Origin of the sequence: Streptomyces sp. Z423-1, from assembly GCF_013009255.1 — a bacterium.
Taxonomy (GTDB): domain Bacteria; phylum Actinomycetota; class Actinomycetes; order Streptomycetales; family Streptomycetaceae; genus Streptomyces; species Streptomyces gossypiisoli.
Genome location: NZ_CP053109.1, coordinates 4,561,239 through 4,580,697, shown reverse-complemented (window position 1 = coordinate 4,580,697; position 19,459 = coordinate 4,561,239). Strand labels below are relative to the sequence as shown.

The following is a 19,459-nucleotide window of genomic DNA, read 5'->3' as shown; positions in this document are numbered from 1 at the left end:
AGAGCGGCGAAGGCGGGGCAAATCTCACCATCCGTAGGGGTGTGATCACCCTCGGATCGGAGTGGTGCCGTCCGCTGTGGGATCGCCGGCTGTGCCGCTTCTAGTGCGGGATGCCGGTGGGGAGTTGGGGCAGCGCACAGGTCACCGATCGATATCGGTCGGTGTGTATAGTCGGGCGCCAGAGGTCCCCTACGTCAAGGAAAGACGAGGTCGCGCGGTGAAGAAGCTTCTCCTGGTCGCACTGGCCGCCATCGGCGGGCTCCTCGTGTACCGCCAGATCCAGGCGGATCGCGCCGAGCAGGATCTGTGGACGGAGGCGACTGACTCCGTGCCCACGGGTTCGTGAGTACCGACAACCGAGACTGAACAGACCCCGGCCGCGTCGCGGTCGGGGTTTCGCGTGTATGCGGGTGCCGGCCAAGCAGCCCGCGGGGCAGGATGAGCCAGGGCACGGACGGTTCGAGGTCGGAACTCCGGGGGTGGGTGACGCGTGATCGGGCGGCGGCGTACGGCGCGGGAGCGTGCGGTGGCTTTGCTGTTGCCGGGGGCCCTGGCACTGACGGGGCCGGTGGTGCTGTCGGGGGTTGCCGCGGCCGCGCCCATGCCGGCCTCGGCGGCGTCACCCTCTTCCTTCTCTTCCTTCGCCTTCGCGGAGGACGCCCAGCCCGTCCCCGCCGCCGCGGGTACCACCGACGCCGTACGCCTGGAGCCCGGCCGGACGTACCGGAGCACCCTCCCCGCCGGTGGAAAGGCGTACTACCGCCTCCTCCTCGACGCCGCCTCGAACGCGTACGTCTCCGCCACCGCCGTACCCGACCCGGACGCCACCGTCTCCGCGATCGAGGGCATCAAGGTGTCCGTGCAGGACGCCGACGGCAGGTCCTGCTCGTCCGACACCACGCCCTTCGGCGCCGCCCGCAGCCCGCATCCGATCGCGGCCGGGGGCGTGCGTGAGGCGGGCGGGACCCGCTGCCAGGACGCGGGCACGTATTACGTCGTCGTCGAACGCGCCGGTACGACGGACTCCGCGCCGGCCGCCTGGGACCTGGAGCTGGCCGTGGTCGAGGAGCCGGGACTGACGCGGGCCGATGCCACGAAGGCGCCGGAGGCCTGGGACTCCGCCACGCCCGTACCGCCCACGGACGAGCCCGAACTGCGGCGGGGCGGCGCCGGTTTCACGAGCGCGACCTCCGTGGGGCAGGGCGTCTGGACCGACGACATCGCACCCGGGCAGACGCTCTTCTACAAGGTCCCGGTCGACTGGGGCCAGCAGCTGTCCGCCACCGCCGAACTCGGCACGGCCACGACCGGCTCCGGCTACGTGAGCAGCGCGCTGGACATCTCCCTCTACAACCCCGTGCGTGCTTCCGTCACGGACAAGCGCGTTGGCTACGACGGCAAACAGCGGACGGCCGCGCTCGCGCCGCTCCCGCCGGTCGCCCACGCCAACCGTCACTCCTTCACCGACCGGGTGAGCGGGATGCGCTTCGCCGGTTCCTATTACCTCGTCGTACACCTCTCCGCGGAGGTGGCCGAGGAGTTCGGCGACGGGCCGTTCGGGCTGACGTTGCGTGTGGGGGTGAAGGGGGCGCCGCAGGAGGGGCCCGCCTACGCCGGGGAGTCCGTGCCGCGGGGCGTCTTCCAGGTGCGGGGAGGAAGCCTGGGCGGAGGTTTTGGGGCGGCTGCCGGTGGTGCCGGCGAGGCCGGGGGTGGGGGGGATGATGACGGGGTGATGATCGCGGTGGCCGTGGGCGGGATCGGCGCGGGCAGTGTGATTCTCGCGGCGCTCGGTGTGTGGACGGCCGTGGCGCGGCGGAGGGCCGGGCTCGCCGGGTAGACGTTCCCACGCCCACAGCTCCGACCCGCGGCAGCTCAGATGCGGGTCAGCGCCCAGAACCCCACTGCGTAGCAGGCCAGCGCCAGCAGGAGCAGCGGGATGACCGTTTTGGCGGGTGGGCCTGGCCGGTGCGTGGAGCGTCGGCCGGTACGACGATGCTGCCCGGCAGGCGGCCGTGGAATTGGAGGCGCCGACGGTGGAACTTGCGGGTCCTGAGCGGTGTATGAAGCAGTGGGGACATCAGCGCGCTGGGGCATCACCGGGGTCGCCGGGGTCGCCTGTGCCGGCGGCTGGGTGGGGTAGAGCGGTGCTCGCGGCTGCGGGGAGGCGAAGGACGGTTGGTGTGGTTGCGGGGCGTAGTGAGGGCTGGGGTGGTGGTTCGGCTTCTGTGACTGCTGTGGTTTATGCGGCTGTGGAGTGCCTGCATGCCGCCGGGGTTCTGCGGGGGAGCGCCGGGTGGTGACCGTGGGCTGGGGCGGCGGCAAGTGGAAACTGCCGGTGTCGGACATGTTGGCCGGCTGCGGGGGACTGGCGGGTTGATGCCGTGGATCGGGGGTTACGTCCGTGGCGCCGGGCCCTGGGGGAACGGACCCCATGCCGGGCAGCGCGGTTGGCGACTCCTGGCCATCCCCCGCGTCGGGCGGCGGCACGGCATGGCCTGCTGCTGACGGGCCCTCGGGCGGTATCCCGCCGTTTCTCAGTCGCGCGGCGTCGGGCGGCAGCTCACCGCGCCCTGTTCGGGCGGCATCGGGTGGCAGCTCACCGCGCCCTGTTCGCGCGGCGTCGGGCAACACCCCACCGCCCCCTGCTCGGGCGGCCTCGGGCAACAGCTCATCGCCCCCGACCCGGGACGACTCGGGCAGCGCGCCGTCGTTCCCGACCTGCGAGGCCTCGGGCGGCAACCCACCACCCCCGACCCGGGACGCATCGAACAGCTCGCGGTCTCTCCCGCCCCCCGACGCCTCGGACGACCCCAGACCGCTCCCGACCCGCGACGCCTCGTCCGCTCCCCGACCGCTCCCGACCCGCGACGCCTCGTCCGACCCCCGACCGCTCCCGACCCGCGACGCCTCGTCCGACCCCCGACCGCTCCCGCCCCCCGACGCCTCGTCCGATCCCGCCTCCCAGGTCCCGCCACCCCGCGCGAGCGGCCCGTCCGGCCCGAACCCCGGTGGCAGTGGCCCGAGTTGATCGAAGATCTCGATCTGCTCGTCATCGGGCCCGGGCTCCGGAAGCAGCTCTGCCGCAGCGGCAAGCGCCTTGCGCGCCCCCGTGGCCGTACGGAACCGGGCCGCCGGGTCCGGCTGCAACAGCGTGGCCACAACCTGCCACAGCGGTTCGGGGATGCCCTTGGGCGCACCCGGAGTCCCGTGCTCGGCGAAGTACTGGATGAGCGCCTTGGCGTCCGGCTTGGCACCCTCCAGCAGATACAGCGCGACCAGCCCCACGGCGAACAGGTCCGCCGGGAAGTCCGGTTCCGCGCCCATCATCTGCTCGGGCGCGAGATACCCGGGCGTTCCCACCACGAGGTTGGTCTCGGTCAGGCGCGGTTCGCCCAGCCGCATGGCGATGCCGAAGTCGGACAGCCGCAGCCGCGGCCGCCCGGTGCCGGTGGCCTCCAGCAGCACATTGGCGGGCTTGACGTCACGGTGCACGACGTCTTCCGCGTGCACCGCGGCGAGGCCCGACAGGAGCTGGTCGAGGAGGGTGCAGACGAAGGACGGCGGCAGGGGACCGTAGTCCCCGACGAGGTGGGCCAGCGAACCGCCGGCCACCAGATCCATCGTGAACAGGACCTTGTCGTCGTCGGCTGCCCAGCTGGCCGGTGCGAGCACATGGGGATGATCGATCCGCAGCGCCTGTTCGCGGACGAACCGCAGCAGGGAGTGCGCGTCGCGCTGTTGCAGGACCTTGGCGGCCACATAGCGGCGCCGGCGCTGGTCCCAGGCGCGCCAGACGGCGCCCACTCCTCCGCGTCCGATCGGGTCGACCAGCTCGTACCGCCCGGCGAAGACCTCACCCATCGTGGTACGCCGCTCCTCCCCCTTCGGTCCCTTCAGTCCCCCTCAGTTCCAGGGCTTCCCCCCGTTGCTTGCCCCGGTTCAGCTCTGGTGCGCCTGGTAGTGCGCGACGGCGTCGGACGTGCGCCCGGCGCCGTACACCCGGAGGAACTCTGCCAGCTCCGGGTGGGTCGGGGCGAGGGTGTCCGCGGCGTCGATGATGTCTCCCGCGGCGGCCACCGAACGCAGCAGGGACTGGATCTCACGGACCACCCGCTTGACCGTCGGCGCTCCCGAACTGTTCGTCGTCTGCGTGGTGTTGCTGAGCACCGATCCCCCCTGCGACTTCTTGATCTCCTCCATCCGGTCGGTGGCCTCGGCCGCGCTCACACTGCCGTCCGCCACCTGCGCGGCCAGTTCCTGCAGCAGCTGCACCCGCTGGACCACGGCCGGGTTGCCGATCTTCGCCCGCTGGCCGCTCATCAGCTGCGACAGCATCGGTGCGGACAGCCCCAGTACCCCCGCGAGACGAGCCTGGTTGAGACCAAGATCGTCTATGAGCTTACGGAAGAGCGCCCCCAACGGCTCCCCATACCAGTTCCGCTGCAGTTCCCGCGCTCTTGCGGTGGCTTCCTGCTGTGCGGCGTCCATTGCGTCTCCCCATCGCTTCCCCAAACGGCGGTTCGCTGTAGCGAACCACGCCGAGCATCTTACGGAGAGTGGTCGTTCACGGGGACCCCCCAATCTTTTTGCGAGATACCGGGGGTGACCCGCTACTCTGGTCTGCGGCGCCTGCCGGTACGCGGTTCTTCCGGCGGATGTCCCTCTTTCCGGGGCCTTAGCTCAGTTGGTAGAGCGCTGTCTTTGCATGGCAGATGTCAGGGGTTCGACTCCCCTAGGCTCCACACCCCGAGAGCCCTCCTGACCTGCGGAAACGCAGATCAGGAGGGCTCTCCGTGTTCATAACGTCAGCACCGCGTCAGCATCGACTGTCTTACGGTGCTGGGCATGGCGTACGTGAAAGACAGGGTCAGACGCGACGGATCGGTGTACTACACCGCGATGTGGCGAGCCGGCGGAACCGCTGGAGGCAAGCAGGAGTCGGAGGTCTTCGACGAGGAGCCGGCCGCCCAGCGCTTCGAGGATCTGGTCAACGGACATGGCCAGAACTGGCCTCCCGGGTGGATCCGCGGACAGGGGTTCGTCGCTGAGCGGCGCCGTGCGGAGACGATGTTCGAGCCCTTCGCCCTCGCCTACATCGATCGCCTCACCGGAATTCAGGCGATACACATCCACACCAAGCACGGCCTGCTCAGCGCGATCATGCAGTCCGCCGTCGATCCAGAAACGTCACTGCGTGCTTCCGACCCGTGCGCCAAGACCCGTCTGCCTCGGCTCGACTCCACCGAGGACGAGGAAGAGATCGTCTTCCTCGAACGTGAGGAGTGGGCGTGGATCCACGAATGCCTCCGCGACGACGCCAAGGAACTTGGCGAGACCATCGCGGAGACCGGCTTCCGATGGGGGAGGCGACCGCGCTCCAGCCCCCGCGACCTCCGGCGGCGCAACGGTCGCCCCGCCATCCGCGTACAGAGGGCGTGGAAGAAGGACGAGGACGGCAAGTCCGTGCTCGGCCCTCCGAAGACCCGGAAGTCGCGCCGGACGGTCGTCATTGCATCAGACGGGCGAGAAGCTGCAGGCCCACGGCCTGTGCCTCCGAACGAGTGAGCGGCACTGCGCCGGACGGCCCTGCCCGGACCCTGAACCGGCCGAACAGCGCCCCGCTGTCGAGGAAGCCCAAAGACGCCTGCACGTCGGCGATGAGATCGGCCAGTTTGAGGATCAGAAGCGGGACGCCGGGCCCGGGCAGGGTGTGCCTTGCGGCACCGGCCACGGCCAGCGGAACTGCGATGGTCCCGGGGCCCGTCAGGCCGTGTGCACGGGCGGCCGGGCGTGCCGTCCCCTGCCGGGCTGTTGCAGCCGGCGTACGACCCACCGGACGAGGGGTAGCAGCCCCAGCCACACCACCAGCATGACCGGCACGTTCGTGAAGTCGCCCACGACCAGGGCCGGAAGCGCGCACAGGGCCGCTCCGGCCGCTTCCTTGCCGCGCGTCATGAGTGTGGCGGGCAGGCCCTTCACCGCGTGGCGCCGGGCGTAGGACAGGGCTGTGCCTCCCGCGTACAGGCCGTACGCTCCGCCGGACAGCAAGGCCAGGGCGAGCGCGCACACGAAGGTCGGCTCGCCCTCCGGGGTGTCGGCAGTTTCCTGGGAGATCTTCCCGTGCCGCACTGTGGTCGCGTAGTCCCGCCACATGGTGACCGTCACGTCGTCACCGGGATGCAGGTGCTTCAGCAGTGGCCCGGAGCCGCCCATGTCGATGCGCGGCACCCGCGCCAAGCCGTTCAGATACAGCACGTACTCGGACGACTTCGCCTGCTCCCTGATCACGGTTCGGGTCACGGTCGCGTCGAACGAGCGCAGGCAGTCGTCGTGGGGAGAGGACAGGGCCGTGCACGGGGTCGCGGCGCCGAATGCTTTCGCGTCCTCGATCAGGTCGGGTACGGCGGCCAGTCCCATGACGCCGAGGAGGAGCGCCACGATGCCGAGCAGGGTCGCGCACATCCCCCACGTTCGGTGCCAGACGGTACGCCGCCGGACAGCACCCTGGGCGGGCGGCAGGCTGAGGCGGTCGCCCGTGAGCGGGTCAGCGTGGCGCGTCATGACGGCGTTCCCCTCCGCGCATGACCAGGGTGAAGACGGCCAGGGCGACCGTCGCCGCGGTACCCGTGGCCAGTGCGCCCGCGACGTACCGGCCCAGGTGAGGACGTAGTACGTCGACGAGCCCGAACAGCGTGACAGCCCCGACCAGGCCCGCCGCGACCCCAGCCGGCCACGAGCGGTGGCGCACCCAGAACCACTGGACGAGCCCCATGCCGACGAGGGGCGCAACGGACAGATTCGGGTCGTCCAGGGCGGCGAGCACTGCGTATCCCAGGCCGCTGACCGCCCAACAGGCAATGGCCACGAGCACCGCCTCACTCCAGGAAACGGCCCGGCTCACGCCTGCCGCCCCTTGGCGATGGCCCGGGCCCGATAGCGCCTCCGCCACCGGGACCCGAACGCCGCCAAGAGCGAGCCGACCACGAGCGGCCCGGCAACCCAGCGGATCACGTCCACCGGCCAGTCCGGCTTCCCGCCGGCCATCAGGATCACCGACTCGACGGAGAGCGAGATCCCCAGCAGCACATAGCCGACCCCCCAGGCACGGACCACCCACACCGGCCCCTGGATCGGCTCCGGCGGCTGACGCGGCCGGAACACGGTCCGCCATCCCAGCCACACGCAGCCCAGCCCCAAGGCCACGACGAGCACGTCCACGACCCTGTCGAACACATCCGTCACGGTCCCGAGCACCCCGCCGCCCCCTCTCACCTTCGGCGGGCTCCGGAACGCCGGGACCGCCCCTGGCTCATCATGATGACCGCCCGGACACGGGCACTCATCTGCCGAGGGCGGCAGACGCCTTCGTGTCTGATTGCCGGCATTCGGCAATTCGGCAATATGGACGACAGCGGCCTGAGACGCTACTTGAGGTACACGATCCCGTCGGTCGTGACGGTGGGGCGTCCCGACGTGGCCACGACCACGATCTTGATCGTGTGCTTGGCGCTCGATGACCACGTCTTGGTCCAGATCGCGTCCCGGTATTCGGTCGTCGAGGACTTCAGGTCGACCGTGGCCGTCTTGACGCCGTCGACGTACACGTACGCCTGGCCCGACGTGGACGCCCGGGAGACCACCCAGCCCACCGAACGGCCGGTGAAGGTCCACGTCAGCGAGGCGTTCTTGGCCGAGCTGGAGTAGGACTTGCCGCCGAGGTAGCTGGTGGAGGACTTGGTCGTCCAGGTACCGGACTTGGTGGCCGCGGACTCCTGCAGGGTGACCAGGGTGCCGGACACGGAGGCCGAGCCAGCGTTGCCCGCCTGGTCGTACGCGGTCATGGACCACGTCGTCGCCGTGCCGGGCTTGGCCGTGTGGTTCGCGCTGGTGATCGTCGGGCCGTACGTCGCGGTGGCCGGGGCGGTCAGCCTGACCTCCTTCAGCGCGGCGTTGTCGGCGGCAAGACCGGAAAGCCCGCCACTTCCCTGAAGGCCGCGCGCGAGGCCAAGGCCACCGACCTGGTGACGCTCGGCGAGGACGACCAGCAGATCACCTCCAGTGGAAGGGCGACCTGCCACAGGCCGAGCTCGAGGGGGCGCGGGCGGAGTACGTCAATGCCCTGCCGGGCGCGGACGTGGTGGTCGAGGCCACGCGCCGGGGCTCTTCGTACGCACAGGTGGTGGCCCGGGACCACCTGGCCGGACACTCGTAACAGGACCAGATTCAGAAGTCCCGGTATGCGTGGAGGCAGCCGTGGAGTCGAGTTCGGGTCGTCCCGTGCTGCTGCGTGACCTGTGGCAGTGGCTGCCCGGCGGAACGCGCTCGGAATTCCTGGGCCGCGTCGCCGAGGGCGACTGGTGGACCTTGCGGGTAGGGGAAAACGACGCGGGCTGCTGGGAGGCGATGCGCCCACTGGTCTTCGCCGAAGCGGACTACTACCGGTTTGCCGAGCTTGCGGCAGGCGTGCTGCGGTGCGCTCTGCTGTCCTGCCGTCGCCGGGCGGGCACGGCGGCGGAGCTGTACCGCGCTCTGAACGACGACCGTGACTTCCGCCTTCTGGGTCCGTCGCAGCGCCTGTCTGCCTCCGCGCTGCTGCGGATGGCTCGGCCCGACGCGCTGCTGGTCGGTGGGACCCCCTGGTTCATCGAACTGAACATCGGCCCCAATATCTACGGAGTTCCTGACCTGGAACAGCGGGGAGCGGCCTTCGCCCGCTGCTGGCCGGACGGCCGCCTCGCCGAGCCCCCTTCGACACTGCACGCTCGGGCGGCTGTCCTGGCCGATGCCGCACCGGCGTCCCGCGGTGCGCGTCGCAGGGCGCTCATCCCGGCATGGCAGGCGACCTCGGGCATAGCAGCGAGGCTGGGCAGCACCGGCGCACTGCACCGATATCTACAGCCGGCCGCCGAAGCTGCCAAGGCGGTGGGACTGGATGCCCGCGTCGCGGACCTGTCCCAGGTACACGGCGACGCGGGCGGCCTGTGGGTGGGCGGTGACCACATCGACGTGGTCTTCAACCAGTTCAGCAGTCTCGTTGTGGCTGACAGCAGGTCTCTGGACGCCCTGCGCGATGCAGCCTTGAGCGGCACCGTGCGGCTGTTCGTACCGGAGGCATCCTGCCTCGTGAGTGCCAAGCAGGTGCTGGCCTGGATGCATGAGGATCTTGAACTGTTCGACCCTGCGGAGCGCCGCCTGATCATCGGCCACGTGCCCTGGACGGCCTGGCTGGGCCCGCAGCAATCCCCCAGGCGGCGACAGCACCTCTTGGCCCAGGCGATGCGGCACCGGGTCCATCTGGTCGCCAAACCTTCCTGCGGACACGGGGGCGCCGGCTTCGTCGCCGGTCACCAGGTCGACGACGAGCAATGGCTCGAACTGCTGACGAACCAATCGAGCGAGCACACACTTGTCCTGCAACGCCGTCTCGTGCCCGACAGCACCTGGATGCCCTTCCGAAGCTCCGACGGTGTCTGCGAAGAGGCCCGCGTGCCCTACGTCGTCTCACCGTTCCTCCTGAACAGGCATGCCGCGGGTGCACACGTCCGCCACCCCGGTCCCGGAACGACCCCGCACATCGCGCCCGTGAACGCCGCCGCAGGAGCCGTTTCGAACACCATCCTGCTCCTCCCTCAGGGGGAGTCGGTCTCGAAACGCCAGGGCAGCGCCCGTGCGGCCTGCCCCCGCCAAGTCCCCGGCCGCTCAGCCCAGTTGGTTTCACGTGAAACACCGCTGTGGGGCGGGTGACCCCGTCACCCGCCCCACAGTCGCGCGTAGCCTCGGCTTTCAGCCGCGGTCGTCGCGGTCCGCGGCCCCCTCCTCGGCCTCCTTGGCCTGTACCTCGGGGTCGAGTACGGACTGACCGCTGCCGTCCACCGACGTGAGCCGGCCGGACTCGGGGACCTCGGTCGCGGCGGGGGGCTCGACCAGCCAGTCGGGGTTGGCCTGCTTGTCCCACCACTTCCAGGCGGCGAAGGCGCCGCCCGCGAGGACGCCGAGGACGGCCAGCACCTTCACGGCCCGGCCGGCCTTCGCCCGGCGCTCGTGCCTGCGGACGAGCTTGTGGATCTCCTCGGACGAGACCTGGCCGCGCAGCGCGGCCAGCACGGCCGCGCTGCGGGCCGCGGCCTCGTCCTTGACGGGCCCGGCCGCGGCCACTGCGTGCTCGATCCTCGGCCGGGAGTACTCGGCGGCCTGCCGTGCGGCCTCGCGGGCGCGCGCGGCGGCCTCCTGGGCGGCGTGGTCGACCTTCGGCGGCACATGGGTGCGGGCCTGGCAGCGGGCCTGCTCCAGGCGCGGCGCGAGATGCGACGCGTACTGGACGCGAGCCTGCCCGGCCGCCTGCGACACCTTGGGCGCGAGCCGTACGCGTGCCTCGTGTGCGTAGTGCGTGGCCCGGTCCCTGGCCGTGTCGGCGTAAGGCGCCACCACTTCCGCGGCGTGCAGCACGCTGTCCTTCGCCGAGCCGGTCGCGGCGCGCACGCTGTCGATGCGGGTCACGGGATCCTCCTCCTCGGTGGCGTACGGTATTTCGACTTTCCACCCTTTTACGGATCATGCCTCCCGGAGAGCGATGCGGCATGTGAGGGCGGGCATCCGGGTCACGATTGCGGTGGAATAGCGGATGAATACGGGGCAACAGGAGCCTGTCGTCGACAATGCCACGGATCGGCCCCCGGCGCCTGTGACCCGGGACGACTCGTCCGGATTTCCGCAACCGATACGCCCGGATACCCGCCTGTCAGCGGGCGTCGGGCGACGCCGGGCGTGGACCGTGCGAGGATCGTGGGGTCACAGGAAGACAACGGAAGGCAGATCGTGGCTGAGCAGCTCTACGCCACCCTGAAGACCAACCACGGCGACATCCAGGTTCGACTGTTTCCGAACCAGGCGCCGAACACGGTCAAGAACTTCGTCGAGCTCGCCAAGGGCGAGCGTGAATGGACCAACCCGGCCACGGGTGAGAAGTCCACGGCCAAGCTGTACGACGGCACGGTCTTCCACCGGGTCATCAGCGGCTTCATGATCCAGGGCGGTGACCCGCTGGGCAACGGCACGGGCGGCCCGGGTTACCAGTTCGGGGACGAGTTCCACCCGGACCTGCGGTTCGACAAGCCGTACCTGCTGGCCATGGCGAACGCCGGCCCGGGCACCAACGGCTCGCAGTTCTTCATCACCGTCTCCCCGACCGCGTGGCTGAACCGCAAGCACACCATCTTCGGCGAGGTCACCGACGCGGCCAGCCAGAAGGTCGTGGACTCCATCGCGACCACCCAGACCAACCCGCGCACCGACCGCCCGCTCAACGACGTCGTCATCGAGACGGTCGTCGTCGAGTCCCGCGAGGCCTGAGTCCGCGAGATCCCGCCCGGGCCGACCCCCGCGAGCGCCGAGACAGCGCCCCCGAAGCAGGGTCCGAGACCTCCCGGTGGGAACCAAACGCCCCGCTCGTCCGTAAAGATGAGCGGGGCGTTGGAGTGCCACGACGACTGAGGGGACCTCATGGACCAGGCGCAGGGCAGCCAGCAGGACGAGCAGAACGCGCCCGTCTGCTATCGCCACCCGGGCCGCGAGACCGGCGTGCGCTGCACCCGCTGCGAGCGCCCGATCTGCCCCGAATGCATGGTCAGTGCCTCCGTCGGCTTCCAGTGCCCCGAATGCGTCCGCGGCGCCGTCGGCACCGGCCACGCCCCGGGCGCCTCCCGCCCCCGCACCATCGCGGGCGGCACGGTCACCGCCGACCTCCGGCTGCTCACCAAGATCCTGATCGGGCTCAATCTCGCGGTGTTCCTCCTGGTCCATATCCGCCCGTCGGTGCTGAACGACCTGGTGCTGAGGGGCGCGTGGCCGCCGGCGCCGTGGGGGCCGACGCAAGGGGTGGCGGGGGGCGAGTGGTACCGCCTGGTCACCTCGATGTTCACACACGAGGCGATCTGGCACATCGCGTTCAACATGCTCGCCCTGTGGTGGCTCGGAGGCCCCCTGGAAGCGGCCCTCGGCCGGGCCCGCTTCCTGGCGCTCTATCTCATCTCCGGACTGGCCGGCAGCGCACTGGCCTATCTGCTGGCGCCGCCGACCACCGCCACCCTCGGCGCCTCCGGCGCGATCTTCGGACTGTTCGGCGCGACCGCCGTCCTCGTGCGCCGGCTCAACTACGACATGCGGCCGGTCATCGCCCTGCTGGTGATCAACCTGATCTTCACCTTCAACCCAGGGTTCAACATCTCCTGGCAAGCCCACATCGGCGGCCTCGTCGGCGGACTGGTGATCGGCTACGCCATGGTGCACGCCCCGCGCGAGCGACGGGCCCTGGTGCAGTACGGCGTCTGTGCGCTGATGCTGGCCGTGGTGGTCGGTGTGACGCTGCTGCGGACGGCCCAGCTCAGCTGAGCTGGGGGTTATCCACTGAGTTCGTCAGTTGTCCACAGTGGGTTGCGGATCTTGCGCAGGCTGTGCGGGAACGTCTGCGCCCCCTGCTGGTGACCTGCGTTTCCGCAGGTCAGACAGGGGGCGGACGTGTTTTCGGGGGTTCGTGTGACGGTCGTACCGGCGTCAATGCCCGATGGGTTATCCACAGATCGTAGTCTTTTCCCCAGGTCAGGTGTGGAAATTGCCCAGGCTGTGGATAACTCAGCGGACAGCCATGGGCAGAACTCGGTTCACCGCCCGGTGGTCCGCCGTTCGGCCGACTACTTCCACTGCGTGGAGACGCCGAACCCGGCCGCGATGAAGCCGAAGCCGACCACGATGTTCCAGTTGCCCAGCGCCTCGATGGGCAACGAACTGTTGGTCACGTAGAAAACGACGATCCAGGCCAGACCGATCAAGAAGAGGGCGAGCATGACCGGTGCGACCCAGGCGCGGTTGGTCAGCTTGATGCTGGTCGCCTGCCTCGACGGCGGCGGCGTGTAGTCGGCCTTCTTGCGGATACGTGACTTCGGCACGAGGGTCTCTCCTGTCGATGCGCTGCGTGGCCGCGCAGGGAACTGGGTCGGGCTCGGGGCAGCGTACAAGGGGACACTGAGCGCTCCCCGGGTGTCCGTTAGCGTAGTGCTTCCGTGGCGCCGAAGGAGATAAGGGTACGTTGAGCAATTCTGCCGACTCCCCCGGGACGGAATCCAGTGCTGACCGCCGGTGGGCCTTCCGGCCCGTGCGGCTGCTCACGGTGGCCGTCTTCGCTCTCGCGGGTCTCATTTTCGTCACCAGTTTCCATACGGCCAAAGGCACCAACATCCGTACGGACGACTCCTTGCTGAAGCTCTCGGACCTGATCCACGAGCGCAGCCGCAGCAACGGCGAGCTGGACGAGGCCAACGCGGCCCTGCGTGAGGACGTCGAATCCCTGGCCGAGCGGGACAACGGCAGCACCAAGGCGGAGGACGACAAGCTCGCCGCCCTGGAGAAGAAGGCCGGCACCCAGGAGGTCACCGGCGAGGCGATCACGGTGACCCTGAACGACGCCCCGCCGAACGCCACCGCCAAGCTCCCCGGCTATCCCGAGCCCCAGCCCGACTACCTGGTCATCCACCAGCAGGACCTCCAGGCCGTGGTGAACGCCCTCTGGCAGGGCGGCGCCCAGGGCATCAAGGTCATGGACCAGCGGCTGATCTCCACCAGCGCCGTGCGCTGCGTCGGCAACACCCTGATCCTCCAGGGCCGCGTCTACTCACCGCCGTACAAGATCACCGCGGTCGGTGACCCCGAGAAGCTCCAGAAGGCGCTCACCGCCTCCCCGGCGATCCAGAACTACATGGTGTACGTCAACGTCTACGGGCTCGGCTGGAAAGTCGAGGAGAACGGGACGGTGACTCTGCCCGGCTACTCGGGCACAGTGGATCTGCGGTACGCCCAGCCCGTGGAGTGAGCGCCTTCTCAGGAGCCGCCGGTGCGCTTAGTCGTCAGGACCGTCAGCGAACTGTGCATCACCGTCGGCACCGTGATCGTGCTCTTCGTCGTCTACGTGCTGTTCTGGACCGGCGTGCGGGCCGACACCGTCATGGACGACCAGATCGACCGGCTCCAGGAGCAGTGGGCGCAGGGCGGCGTACGGCCGACGGGCGCGCCCGTGAGCGGTCCCGCGCGGCCGGCGCCGTACGAGAACGGCAAGCCCTTCGCGATCATGTACATCCCGCGTCTTGGTTTCACGTGGAACAAGCCCGTCCTCGAAGGCACCGACACCGGCACTCTGAAGAAGGGCCTCGGCCACTACTCCGGGACCGCGCAGCTCGGGCAGCAGGGCAACTTCTCCGTCGCCGGGCACCGGCGCACGTACGGCGATCCCTTCAAGGACTTTCCGCGGCTGCGGCCCGGTGACGCGGTGGTGCTGACGGACGGGACGACCTGGTTCACGTACCGGATCGACAAGGGGCCGTACAAAACCGTGCCGACGGACATCGAGGTGATCGACCCGCTGCCACGTAAGTCCGGGTACACGCGTCCGGGCCGCTATCTGACCCTGACCACCTGCGAACCGGAGTGGGGCCACAGCCACCGCCTCATCGTCTGGGCGCATCTGGATTCCACACAGCCGGTGGAGGCCGGGAAACCAGCCGCCCTGCGCCGTTAGTCTGGTGCAGTACGGCGTGAGTTTCTGGTGCCGTGGTGCGACGGAAGGGACGGCATGTACGGCTGGATCTGGCGGCATCTGCCGGGGAACGCGTGGGTCAAGGCGCTGATCTCACTGGTACTGATCCTGGCCGCGGTCTACGTCCTTTTCCAGTACGTCTTCCCATGGGCCGAACCGCTGCTGCCCTTCAACGATGTGACGGTGGACAACCAGTGAGCGCGCGCATTCTCGTCGTCGACAACTACGACAGCTTCGTCTTCAACCTGGTCCAGTACCTGTACCAGCTGGGCGCCGAGTGCGAGGTCCTGCGCAACGACGAGGTCTCGACGGCGCATGCCAACGACGGTTTCGACGGTGTGCTGCTGTCGCCCGGCCCCGGTGCGCCGGAGCAGGCCGGCGTCTGCATCGACATGGTCCGGCACTGCGCCGCCACCGGCGTGCCCGTCTTCGGCGTCTGCCTGGGCATGCAGTCGATGCAGGTGGCGTACGGCGGTGTGGTGGACCGTGCGCCGGAGCTGCTGCACGGCAAGACCTCGCTGGTCGAGCACGAGGGCAAGGGCGTCTTCGCGGGCCTGCCCTCGCCGTTCACGGCGACCCGCTACCACTCCCTGGCCGCCGAGCCGCCCACCGTGCCGGCCGAGCTGGAGGTCACCGCGCGCACGCACGACGGCATCATCATGGGCCTGCGGCACCGGGAACTTCCCGTCGAGGGCGTGCAGTTCCATCCGGAGTCGGTGCTGACCGAGCACGGTCACCGGATGCTGGCCAACTGGCTGGTGGAGTGCGGAGACGAGGGCGCGGTGGCGAGGTCGGCGGGGCTCGCCCCGGTGGTGGGCAGGGCCACGGCGTGACCGCGCTGCGCCCCGAGCGCGAGTCCGGCGCGGCCGGGTACGGCAACGCCGGCGACCAGGGCACCTCGTACGGGCAGCAGCCGTACGAGGTGCCGGGTGCGCTCGGGGACTGGTACGGGCAGCAGCCGTACGACGCGCCGGTGGGCGAGGCGCCGCTGGGTGGGGCCCCGGTGGACGAGGAGACGATGGCCCTGCGGGTACCGCCTCCGCCGGGTGAGCCCCTCCCAGCGGGTGCCGCGACGGCCACCACAGGCGCCACAGGCGTCACAAGCGCCACAGCGGGCGCTGGAGCCGTCGGACTCACCGGACCCACCCCCGGTGGCCGTGCGGCCCGCAGAAAGGCCGCCAAGCGCCGCCACGGGCGCCACGCAGGCCACGCAGACCACGGCGTACACGCCGCTCCGCCCGCGGAGCCGTCGCATGATGACGACCAGCGCCGCCCGCTCTCCCGTGTCGAGGCCCGCCGGCTCGCACGGGCCCGCAAACCCAGCCCCGCGGTCGTCGCCAGTCGGCTGATAGGCGAGGTGTTCATCACCACCGGCGTGCTGATGCTCCTCTTCGTCACCTACCAGCTGTGGTGGACGAACGTCCGGGCGCACGCGCAGGCCGGCAACGAGGCCAGCCAGCTCCAGAACGACTGGGCGAGCGGCAAGCGCAATCCCGGCGTCTTCCAGCCCGGGCAGGGCTTCGCGCTGCTGCACATCCCCAAGCTGGACGTGGTCGTGCCGATCGCCGAGGGCATCAGCAACGACAAGGTGCTCGACCGGGGCATGGTCGGTCACTACGCCGAGGGCGCGCTGAAGACCGCGATGCCCGACGCCAAGACCGGCAACTTCGGGCTCGCCGGCCACCGCAACACGCACGGCGAGCCGTTCCGGTACATCAACAGGCTTCAGCCCGGCGATCCGATCGTCGTCGAGACGCAGGACATGTACTACGTCTACGACATGGCGTCGATCCTGCCGGTGACCTCGCCCAGCAACGTGGGCGTCCTCAACCCGATCCCCAAGGGGTCGGGGTTCACCGAGCCCGGCCGGTACATCACCCTGACGACGTGCACGCCGGAGTTCACCAGCAAGTACCGGATGATCGTCTGGGGCAAGATGGTCGAGGAACGGCCGCGCAGCAAGGGCAAGCCGGATGCGCTCGTCAGTTAAGGGCAGATGACACGTGGCAGCGACCACCGATCGTGAAGAGCACACCGACGCCGCCCCCGAGGCGCCCGAGCGACGGCGCCGCGGACCCGGCCCGATCGCCATGGCGGTCAGTTTCTTCGGTGAACTCCTCATCACCGCGGGCCTCGTCCTCGGCCTGTTCGTCGTCTACTCGCTGTGGTGGACGAACGTCCTCGCCGACCGCAAGGCGGACCAGGAGGGCGACAAGGTCCGCGACAACTGGGCCACTTCGCAGTCCTCCGGCCCCGGCGCGCTGGACACCAAGGACGGCATCGGCTTCCTGCACGTGCCCGCGATGAACAAGGACGAGATCCTGATCAAGAAGGGCACGTCGACGGAACTCCTCAACGACGGCGTCGCCGGCTACTACACCGACCCCGTCAAGGCGACCCTCCCCACCAGCGGCAAGAACGGCAACTTCTCACTCGCCGCCCACCGCGACGGCCACGGCGCGAAGTTCCACGACATCCACAAGCTGAAGAAGGGCGACCCGATCGTCTTCGAGACGAAGGACAAGTGGTACGTCTACAAGGTCTACGCCATCCTTCCCGAGACCTCGAAGTACAACGTCAAGGTCCTCGAAGCGATCCCCAAGGAGTCCGGCAAGAAGAAGGCCGGCAAGTACATCACGCTGACGACGTGCACGCCGGTGTTCACCAGCCGGTATCGGTATGTGGTGTGGGGGGAGTTGGAGCGGGTGGAGAAGGTGGACGGGGAGCGGACGGTGCCGGAGGAGCTGCGGTGAGCTGACCGCCCCTCTCCTGGAGAGAGCCCCGGCACCCTGAGAAGGGGGCCGGGGCTCAGTCGTAGGGCAGGGGGCGGTCAGTCGCCGTTGCCGCCGCCGAGGAAGCCGCCGTTGCCGTTGCCTCCGTTGTTGCCGCCGAGGCTCACGGTCCGCAGCGTGATCTGCGTCGCGGCGGGGTCGTCGACCTCTGTCTCCCCCTGCGGGTTCTGGGCGGCGACGAACGCCGAGTCGCTCTGGTCGCTGCCGTTCTCGAACTGGATGTTGGTGAAGCCGGCCCCGTTCAGGATCTGCCTGGCCTCTCCCACCGTTCGTCCGACGACGTTCGGCACCTTGGTCTTCTGCTGCAGCTTGCCGACCTTCAGGGCCACCGTCGAGTTCTTGTCGATCTGCGAGCCGACCGTCGGTGTGACGTCGATGACCTTGCCGTCCTGGTTGGGGTCGGTGACCGGCGTGTCGGTGCAGGTGCCTGTGAGGTTGTTGTCCTGCAACTGCTTCTGGGCGTCCTCACAGGTCTGGCCGACGACGTTCGGGACGGTCGCCTTCTCCTCGGCCTTGGCAATGATCAGGGTGATCGTGGAGCCCTTCTCGACCTCCTTGCCGGTGGTCGGGTTCTGCTCCAGGACGGTGTCCGGCTCCTCCGAGGAGACCCTCGTCTCCGTCTCGACCTTGAGCTGGTAGTCGTCTCCCTCCAGCTTCGACTTGGCCTCGTCGAGGGAGAGACCGACCACGCTCGGCACGGCCACCTTGGGCGCACCCGTCGACACCACGATGTTGACGGTGGTGCCCTTCCCGACCTCGGTCTTGAACTGCGGATCCTGCGAGCAGACGTTGCCCTTCTTCTGGTCCTCGCAGGCCTTGTTCTCGACCTGGAGGACAAGGTCGCTGTTCTCCGCCTGCTTCTGCGCGTCCTCCTGCGTCAGCCCGACGAAGTTCGGTACCGGCACCGTGTCGTTGCCCACACCCCCGCCGCTGAACGCGAACCGTCCGATCAGGATCGCGCCGACGAGGACCAGGACGGCGGCGACGACCAGCAGGATCGTCGAGGTGTTGGACTTCTTCTGGCGCCGCCGGTCCGGGCGGTCGTCGTAGCCGAAGCCGCCGTCGTCCGGGTTGGCCGGGGGCAGCAGGGTCGTCGCGCCCGCGTGGCCGTCGGAGCGCAGGGCCGTCGTCGGCTGGTCGTCGGGATAGCCGCCGTAGCCGCCGTAGCCGACGGAGCCCATCGCCGCCGTGGCCGCGACCGGCTGGCCGTCGAGGCAGGCCTCGATGTCGGCACGCATCTCGTCGGCCGACTGGTAGCGGTAGTTCGGGTCCTTGACCAGGGCCTTCAACACGATCGCGTCCATCTCGGGCGTGATCTCGGGGTCGAAGACCGACGGGGGCTGGGCTTCCTCCCGTACGTGCTGGTACGCGACCGCGACGGGGGAGTCGCCCACGAAGGGCGGGCGGACCGTCAGCAGTTCGTACAGCAGGCAGCCGGTCGAATACAGGTCGGATCGCGCGTCGACCTGCTCGCCCTTGGCCTGCTCCGGCGAGAGGTACTGGGCGGTGCCGATGACGGCCGCCGTCTGCGTCATCGTCATGCCGGAGTCGCCCATCGCGCGGGCGATGCCGAAGTCCATCACCTTGACCTGGCCGTTGCGCGTCAGCATGACGTTGGCCGGCTTGATGTCGCGGTGGACGATGCCGTTGCGGTGGGCGTACTCCAGGCCCTGGAGGATGCCGATGGTCATTTCCATCGCGCGCTCGGGCAGGAGCTTGCGGCCGGAGTGCAGCAGCTCGCGGAGCGTGGAGCCGTCTACGTACTCCATGACGATGTACGGGATCGAGACCCCGTCGATGTAGTCCTCGCCCGTGTCGTAGACCGCCACGATCGCGGGGTGGTTGAGCGAGGCGGCCGACTGGGCCTCCCGGCGGAAGCGGGCCTGGAACGACGGGTCGCGCGCGAGGTCCGCGCGCAGCGTCTTCACCGCCACGGTGCGGCCGAGGCGGGTGTCATGCGCGAGGTAGACCTCCGCCATGCCACCACGGCCGAGCACCTGACCCAGCTCGTACCGGCCGCCGAGGCGACGCGGCTCTTCCATAAGCTACCTACCAGCCCTCTCCGTCGGTCCCGGCCGGCATGTCG

General features: G+C 69.6%; 20 protein-coding genes, 1 tRNA gene and 1 pseudogene. 13 read left to right on the top strand and 9 right to left on the bottom strand.

Annotation, left to right across the window (positions count from 1 at the left end; all coding sequences use genetic code 11):
- Positions 1-217 precede the first annotated feature (217 nt).
- Positions 218-346, top strand: a complete 129-nt coding sequence (locus HJD23_RS43945; protein WP_003999697.1) for a DLW-39 family protein — start codon at positions 218-220, stop codon at positions 344-346.
- Positions 347-526: 180 nt separating this feature from the next.
- On the top strand, positions 527-1,837 hold the full coding sequence (locus tag HJD23_RS20360) for a hypothetical protein (protein ID WP_171113778.1): 1,311 nt from the start codon (positions 527-529) through the stop codon (positions 1,835-1,837).
- 35 nt (positions 1,838-1,872) lie between these two features.
- Here the strand turns inward: HJD23_RS20360 and HJD23_RS20355 are convergent, their stop codons facing one another.
- Both HJD23_RS20355 and HJD23_RS20350 read right to left on the bottom strand, forming a co-directional pair.
- Positions 1,873-3,861: a serine/threonine-protein kinase gene (locus HJD23_RS20355; RefSeq protein ID WP_171113777.1), complete on the bottom strand. Its 1,989-nt coding sequence runs from the start codon at positions 3,859-3,861 to the stop codon at positions 1,873-1,875.
- Positions 3,862-3,939: 78 nt separating this feature from the next.
- Positions 3,940-4,488 (bottom strand): DNA-binding protein, encoded by a 549-nt coding sequence (locus HJD23_RS20350; protein WP_171113776.1) that lies wholly within the window; start codon positions 4,486-4,488, stop codon positions 3,940-3,942.
- Between the two features lie 181 nt (positions 4,489-4,669).
- On the opposite strand from HJD23_RS20350, the gene HJD23_RS20345 reads away from it, so the two are divergent.
- Positions 4,670-4,742, top strand: a tRNA-Ala gene (locus HJD23_RS20345).
- Between the two features lie 103 nt (positions 4,743-4,845).
- Positions 4,846-5,565 (top strand): hypothetical protein, encoded by a 720-nt coding sequence (locus HJD23_RS20340; protein WP_232107812.1) that lies wholly within the window; start codon positions 4,846-4,848, stop codon positions 5,563-5,565.
- A gap of 198 nt (positions 5,566-5,763) precedes the next feature.
- Here HJD23_RS20340 and HJD23_RS20335 read toward each other — a convergent pair whose 3' ends face one another.
- The 4 genes and pseudogenes from HJD23_RS20335 to HJD23_RS20320 form a co-directional block, all read right to left on the bottom strand.
- Entirely contained in the window at positions 5,764-6,561 is a 798-nt protein-coding gene (locus tag HJD23_RS20335) for a hypothetical protein (RefSeq protein WP_171113775.1), read from the bottom strand.
- Positions 6,545-6,901, bottom strand: coding sequence for a hypothetical protein (locus tag HJD23_RS20330; RefSeq protein WP_171113774.1), 357 nt, complete (start codon positions 6,899-6,901; stop codon positions 6,545-6,547). The genes HJD23_RS20335 and HJD23_RS20330 overlap by 17 nt, the downstream gene beginning before the upstream one ends.
- Positions 6,898-7,242, bottom strand: a complete 345-nt coding sequence (locus HJD23_RS20325) for a hypothetical protein (protein ID WP_240980767.1) — start codon at positions 7,240-7,242, stop codon at positions 6,898-6,900. The genes HJD23_RS20330 and HJD23_RS20325 overlap by 4 nt, the downstream gene beginning before the upstream one ends.
- Before the next feature lie 182 nt (positions 7,243-7,424).
- Positions 7,425-7,961 (bottom strand): annotated as a pseudogene (locus HJD23_RS20320) (N-acetylmuramoyl-L-alanine amidase); the annotation flags it as partial.
- Positions 7,962-8,277: 316 nt separating this feature from the next.
- Between HJD23_RS20320 and HJD23_RS20315 the strand changes: the two are divergent.
- The gene (locus HJD23_RS20315) at positions 8,278-9,744 is read left to right on the top strand and encodes a hypothetical protein (protein ID WP_171113772.1); all 1,467 of its coding nucleotides are present in this window, start codon (positions 8,278-8,280) and stop codon (positions 9,742-9,744) included.
- Positions 9,745-9,783: 39 nt separating this feature from the next.
- Here the strand turns inward: HJD23_RS20315 and HJD23_RS20310 are convergent, their stop codons facing one another.
- Entirely contained in the window at positions 9,784-10,497 is a 714-nt protein-coding gene (locus HJD23_RS20310; protein WP_171113771.1) for a DUF5324 family protein, read from the bottom strand.
- A 318-nt stretch (positions 10,498-10,815) separates the two neighbouring features.
- On the opposite strand from HJD23_RS20310, the gene HJD23_RS20305 reads away from it, so the two are divergent.
- Positions 10,816-11,349 (top strand): peptidylprolyl isomerase, encoded by a 534-nt coding sequence (locus HJD23_RS20305; RefSeq protein WP_141312711.1) that lies wholly within the window; start codon positions 10,816-10,818, stop codon positions 11,347-11,349.
- Between the two features lie 150 nt (positions 11,350-11,499).
- On the top strand, positions 11,500-12,387 hold the full coding sequence (locus tag HJD23_RS20300) for a rhomboid family intramembrane serine protease (RefSeq protein ID WP_171113770.1): 888 nt from the start codon (positions 11,500-11,502) through the stop codon (positions 12,385-12,387).
- 299 nt (positions 12,388-12,686) lie between these two features.
- Here the strand turns inward: HJD23_RS20300 and crgA are convergent, their stop codons facing one another.
- On the bottom strand, positions 12,687-12,941 hold the full coding sequence (gene crgA, locus HJD23_RS20295) for a cell division protein CrgA (protein WP_171113769.1): 255 nt from the start codon (positions 12,939-12,941) through the stop codon (positions 12,687-12,689).
- Positions 12,942-13,081: 140 nt separating this feature from the next.
- Here crgA and HJD23_RS20290 point away from each other — a divergent pair, with 140 nt between their 5' ends.
- The 6 genes from HJD23_RS20290 to HJD23_RS20265 are packed head-to-tail and all read left to right on the top strand — an operon-like array spanning position 13,082 to position 17,334.
- Positions 13,082-13,861 carry a DUF881 domain-containing protein gene (locus HJD23_RS20290; protein ID WP_171113768.1) on the top strand — a complete coding sequence of 260 codons (780 nt, stop codon included), beginning with the start codon at positions 13,082-13,084 and terminating at the stop codon, positions 13,859-13,861.
- A 21-nt stretch (positions 13,862-13,882) separates the two neighbouring features.
- Complete coding sequence (locus HJD23_RS20285; RefSeq protein WP_171113767.1) at positions 13,883-14,563, top strand: class E sortase; 681 nt, start codon at positions 13,883-13,885, stop codon at positions 14,561-14,563.
- Between the two features lie 54 nt (positions 14,564-14,617).
- The gene (locus tag HJD23_RS20280; RefSeq protein WP_171113766.1) at positions 14,618-14,779 is read left to right on the top strand and encodes a hypothetical protein; all 162 of its coding nucleotides are present in this window, start codon (positions 14,618-14,620) and stop codon (positions 14,777-14,779) included.
- The gene (locus HJD23_RS20275; protein ID WP_141312701.1) at positions 14,776-15,414 is read left to right on the top strand and encodes an aminodeoxychorismate/anthranilate synthase component II; all 639 of its coding nucleotides are present in this window, start codon (positions 14,776-14,778) and stop codon (positions 15,412-15,414) included. The genes HJD23_RS20280 and HJD23_RS20275 overlap by 4 nt, the downstream gene beginning before the upstream one ends.
- Positions 15,411-16,571 (top strand): class E sortase, encoded by a 1,161-nt coding sequence (locus HJD23_RS20270; protein WP_171113765.1) that lies wholly within the window; start codon positions 15,411-15,413, stop codon positions 16,569-16,571. Before HJD23_RS20275 ends, HJD23_RS20270 begins: the two co-directional genes overlap by 4 nt.
- 13 nt (positions 16,572-16,584) lie before the next feature.
- Complete coding sequence (locus HJD23_RS20265; protein ID WP_171113764.1) at positions 16,585-17,334, top strand: class E sortase; 750 nt, start codon at positions 16,585-16,587, stop codon at positions 17,332-17,334.
- Positions 17,335-17,411: 77 nt separating this feature from the next.
- Here HJD23_RS20265 and pknB read toward each other — a convergent pair whose 3' ends face one another.
- On the bottom strand, positions 17,412-19,415 hold the full coding sequence (gene pknB, locus HJD23_RS20260; RefSeq protein ID WP_171113763.1) for a Stk1 family PASTA domain-containing Ser/Thr kinase: 2,004 nt from the start codon (positions 19,413-19,415) through the stop codon (positions 17,412-17,414).
- Positions 19,416-19,459 lie beyond the last annotated feature (44 nt).

Coding starts and splice junctions, on each gene's coding strand:
- pknB (WP_171113763.1), bottom strand. CDS start 19,415: ATGGAAGAGCCGCGTCGCCTCGGCGGCCGGTACGAGCTGGGTCAGGTG.
- HJD23_RS20335 (WP_171113775.1), bottom strand. CDS start 6,561: ATGACGCGCCACGCTGACCCGCTCACGGGCGACCGCCTCAGCCTGCCG.
- HJD23_RS20340 (WP_232107812.1), top strand. CDS start 4,846: ATGGCGTACGTGAAAGACAGGGTCAGACGCGACGGATCGGTGTACTAC.
- HJD23_RS20280 (WP_171113766.1), top strand. CDS start 14,618: ATGTACGGCTGGATCTGGCGGCATCTGCCGGGGAACGCGTGGGTCAAG.
- HJD23_RS20355 (WP_171113777.1), bottom strand. CDS start 3,861: ATGGGTGAGGTCTTCGCCGGGCGGTACGAGCTGGTCGACCCGATCGGA.
- HJD23_RS20300 (WP_171113770.1), top strand. CDS start 11,500: ATGGACCAGGCGCAGGGCAGCCAGCAGGACGAGCAGAACGCGCCCGTC.
- HJD23_RS20350 (WP_171113776.1), bottom strand. CDS start 4,488: ATGGACGCCGCACAGCAGGAAGCCACCGCAAGAGCGCGGGAACTGCAG.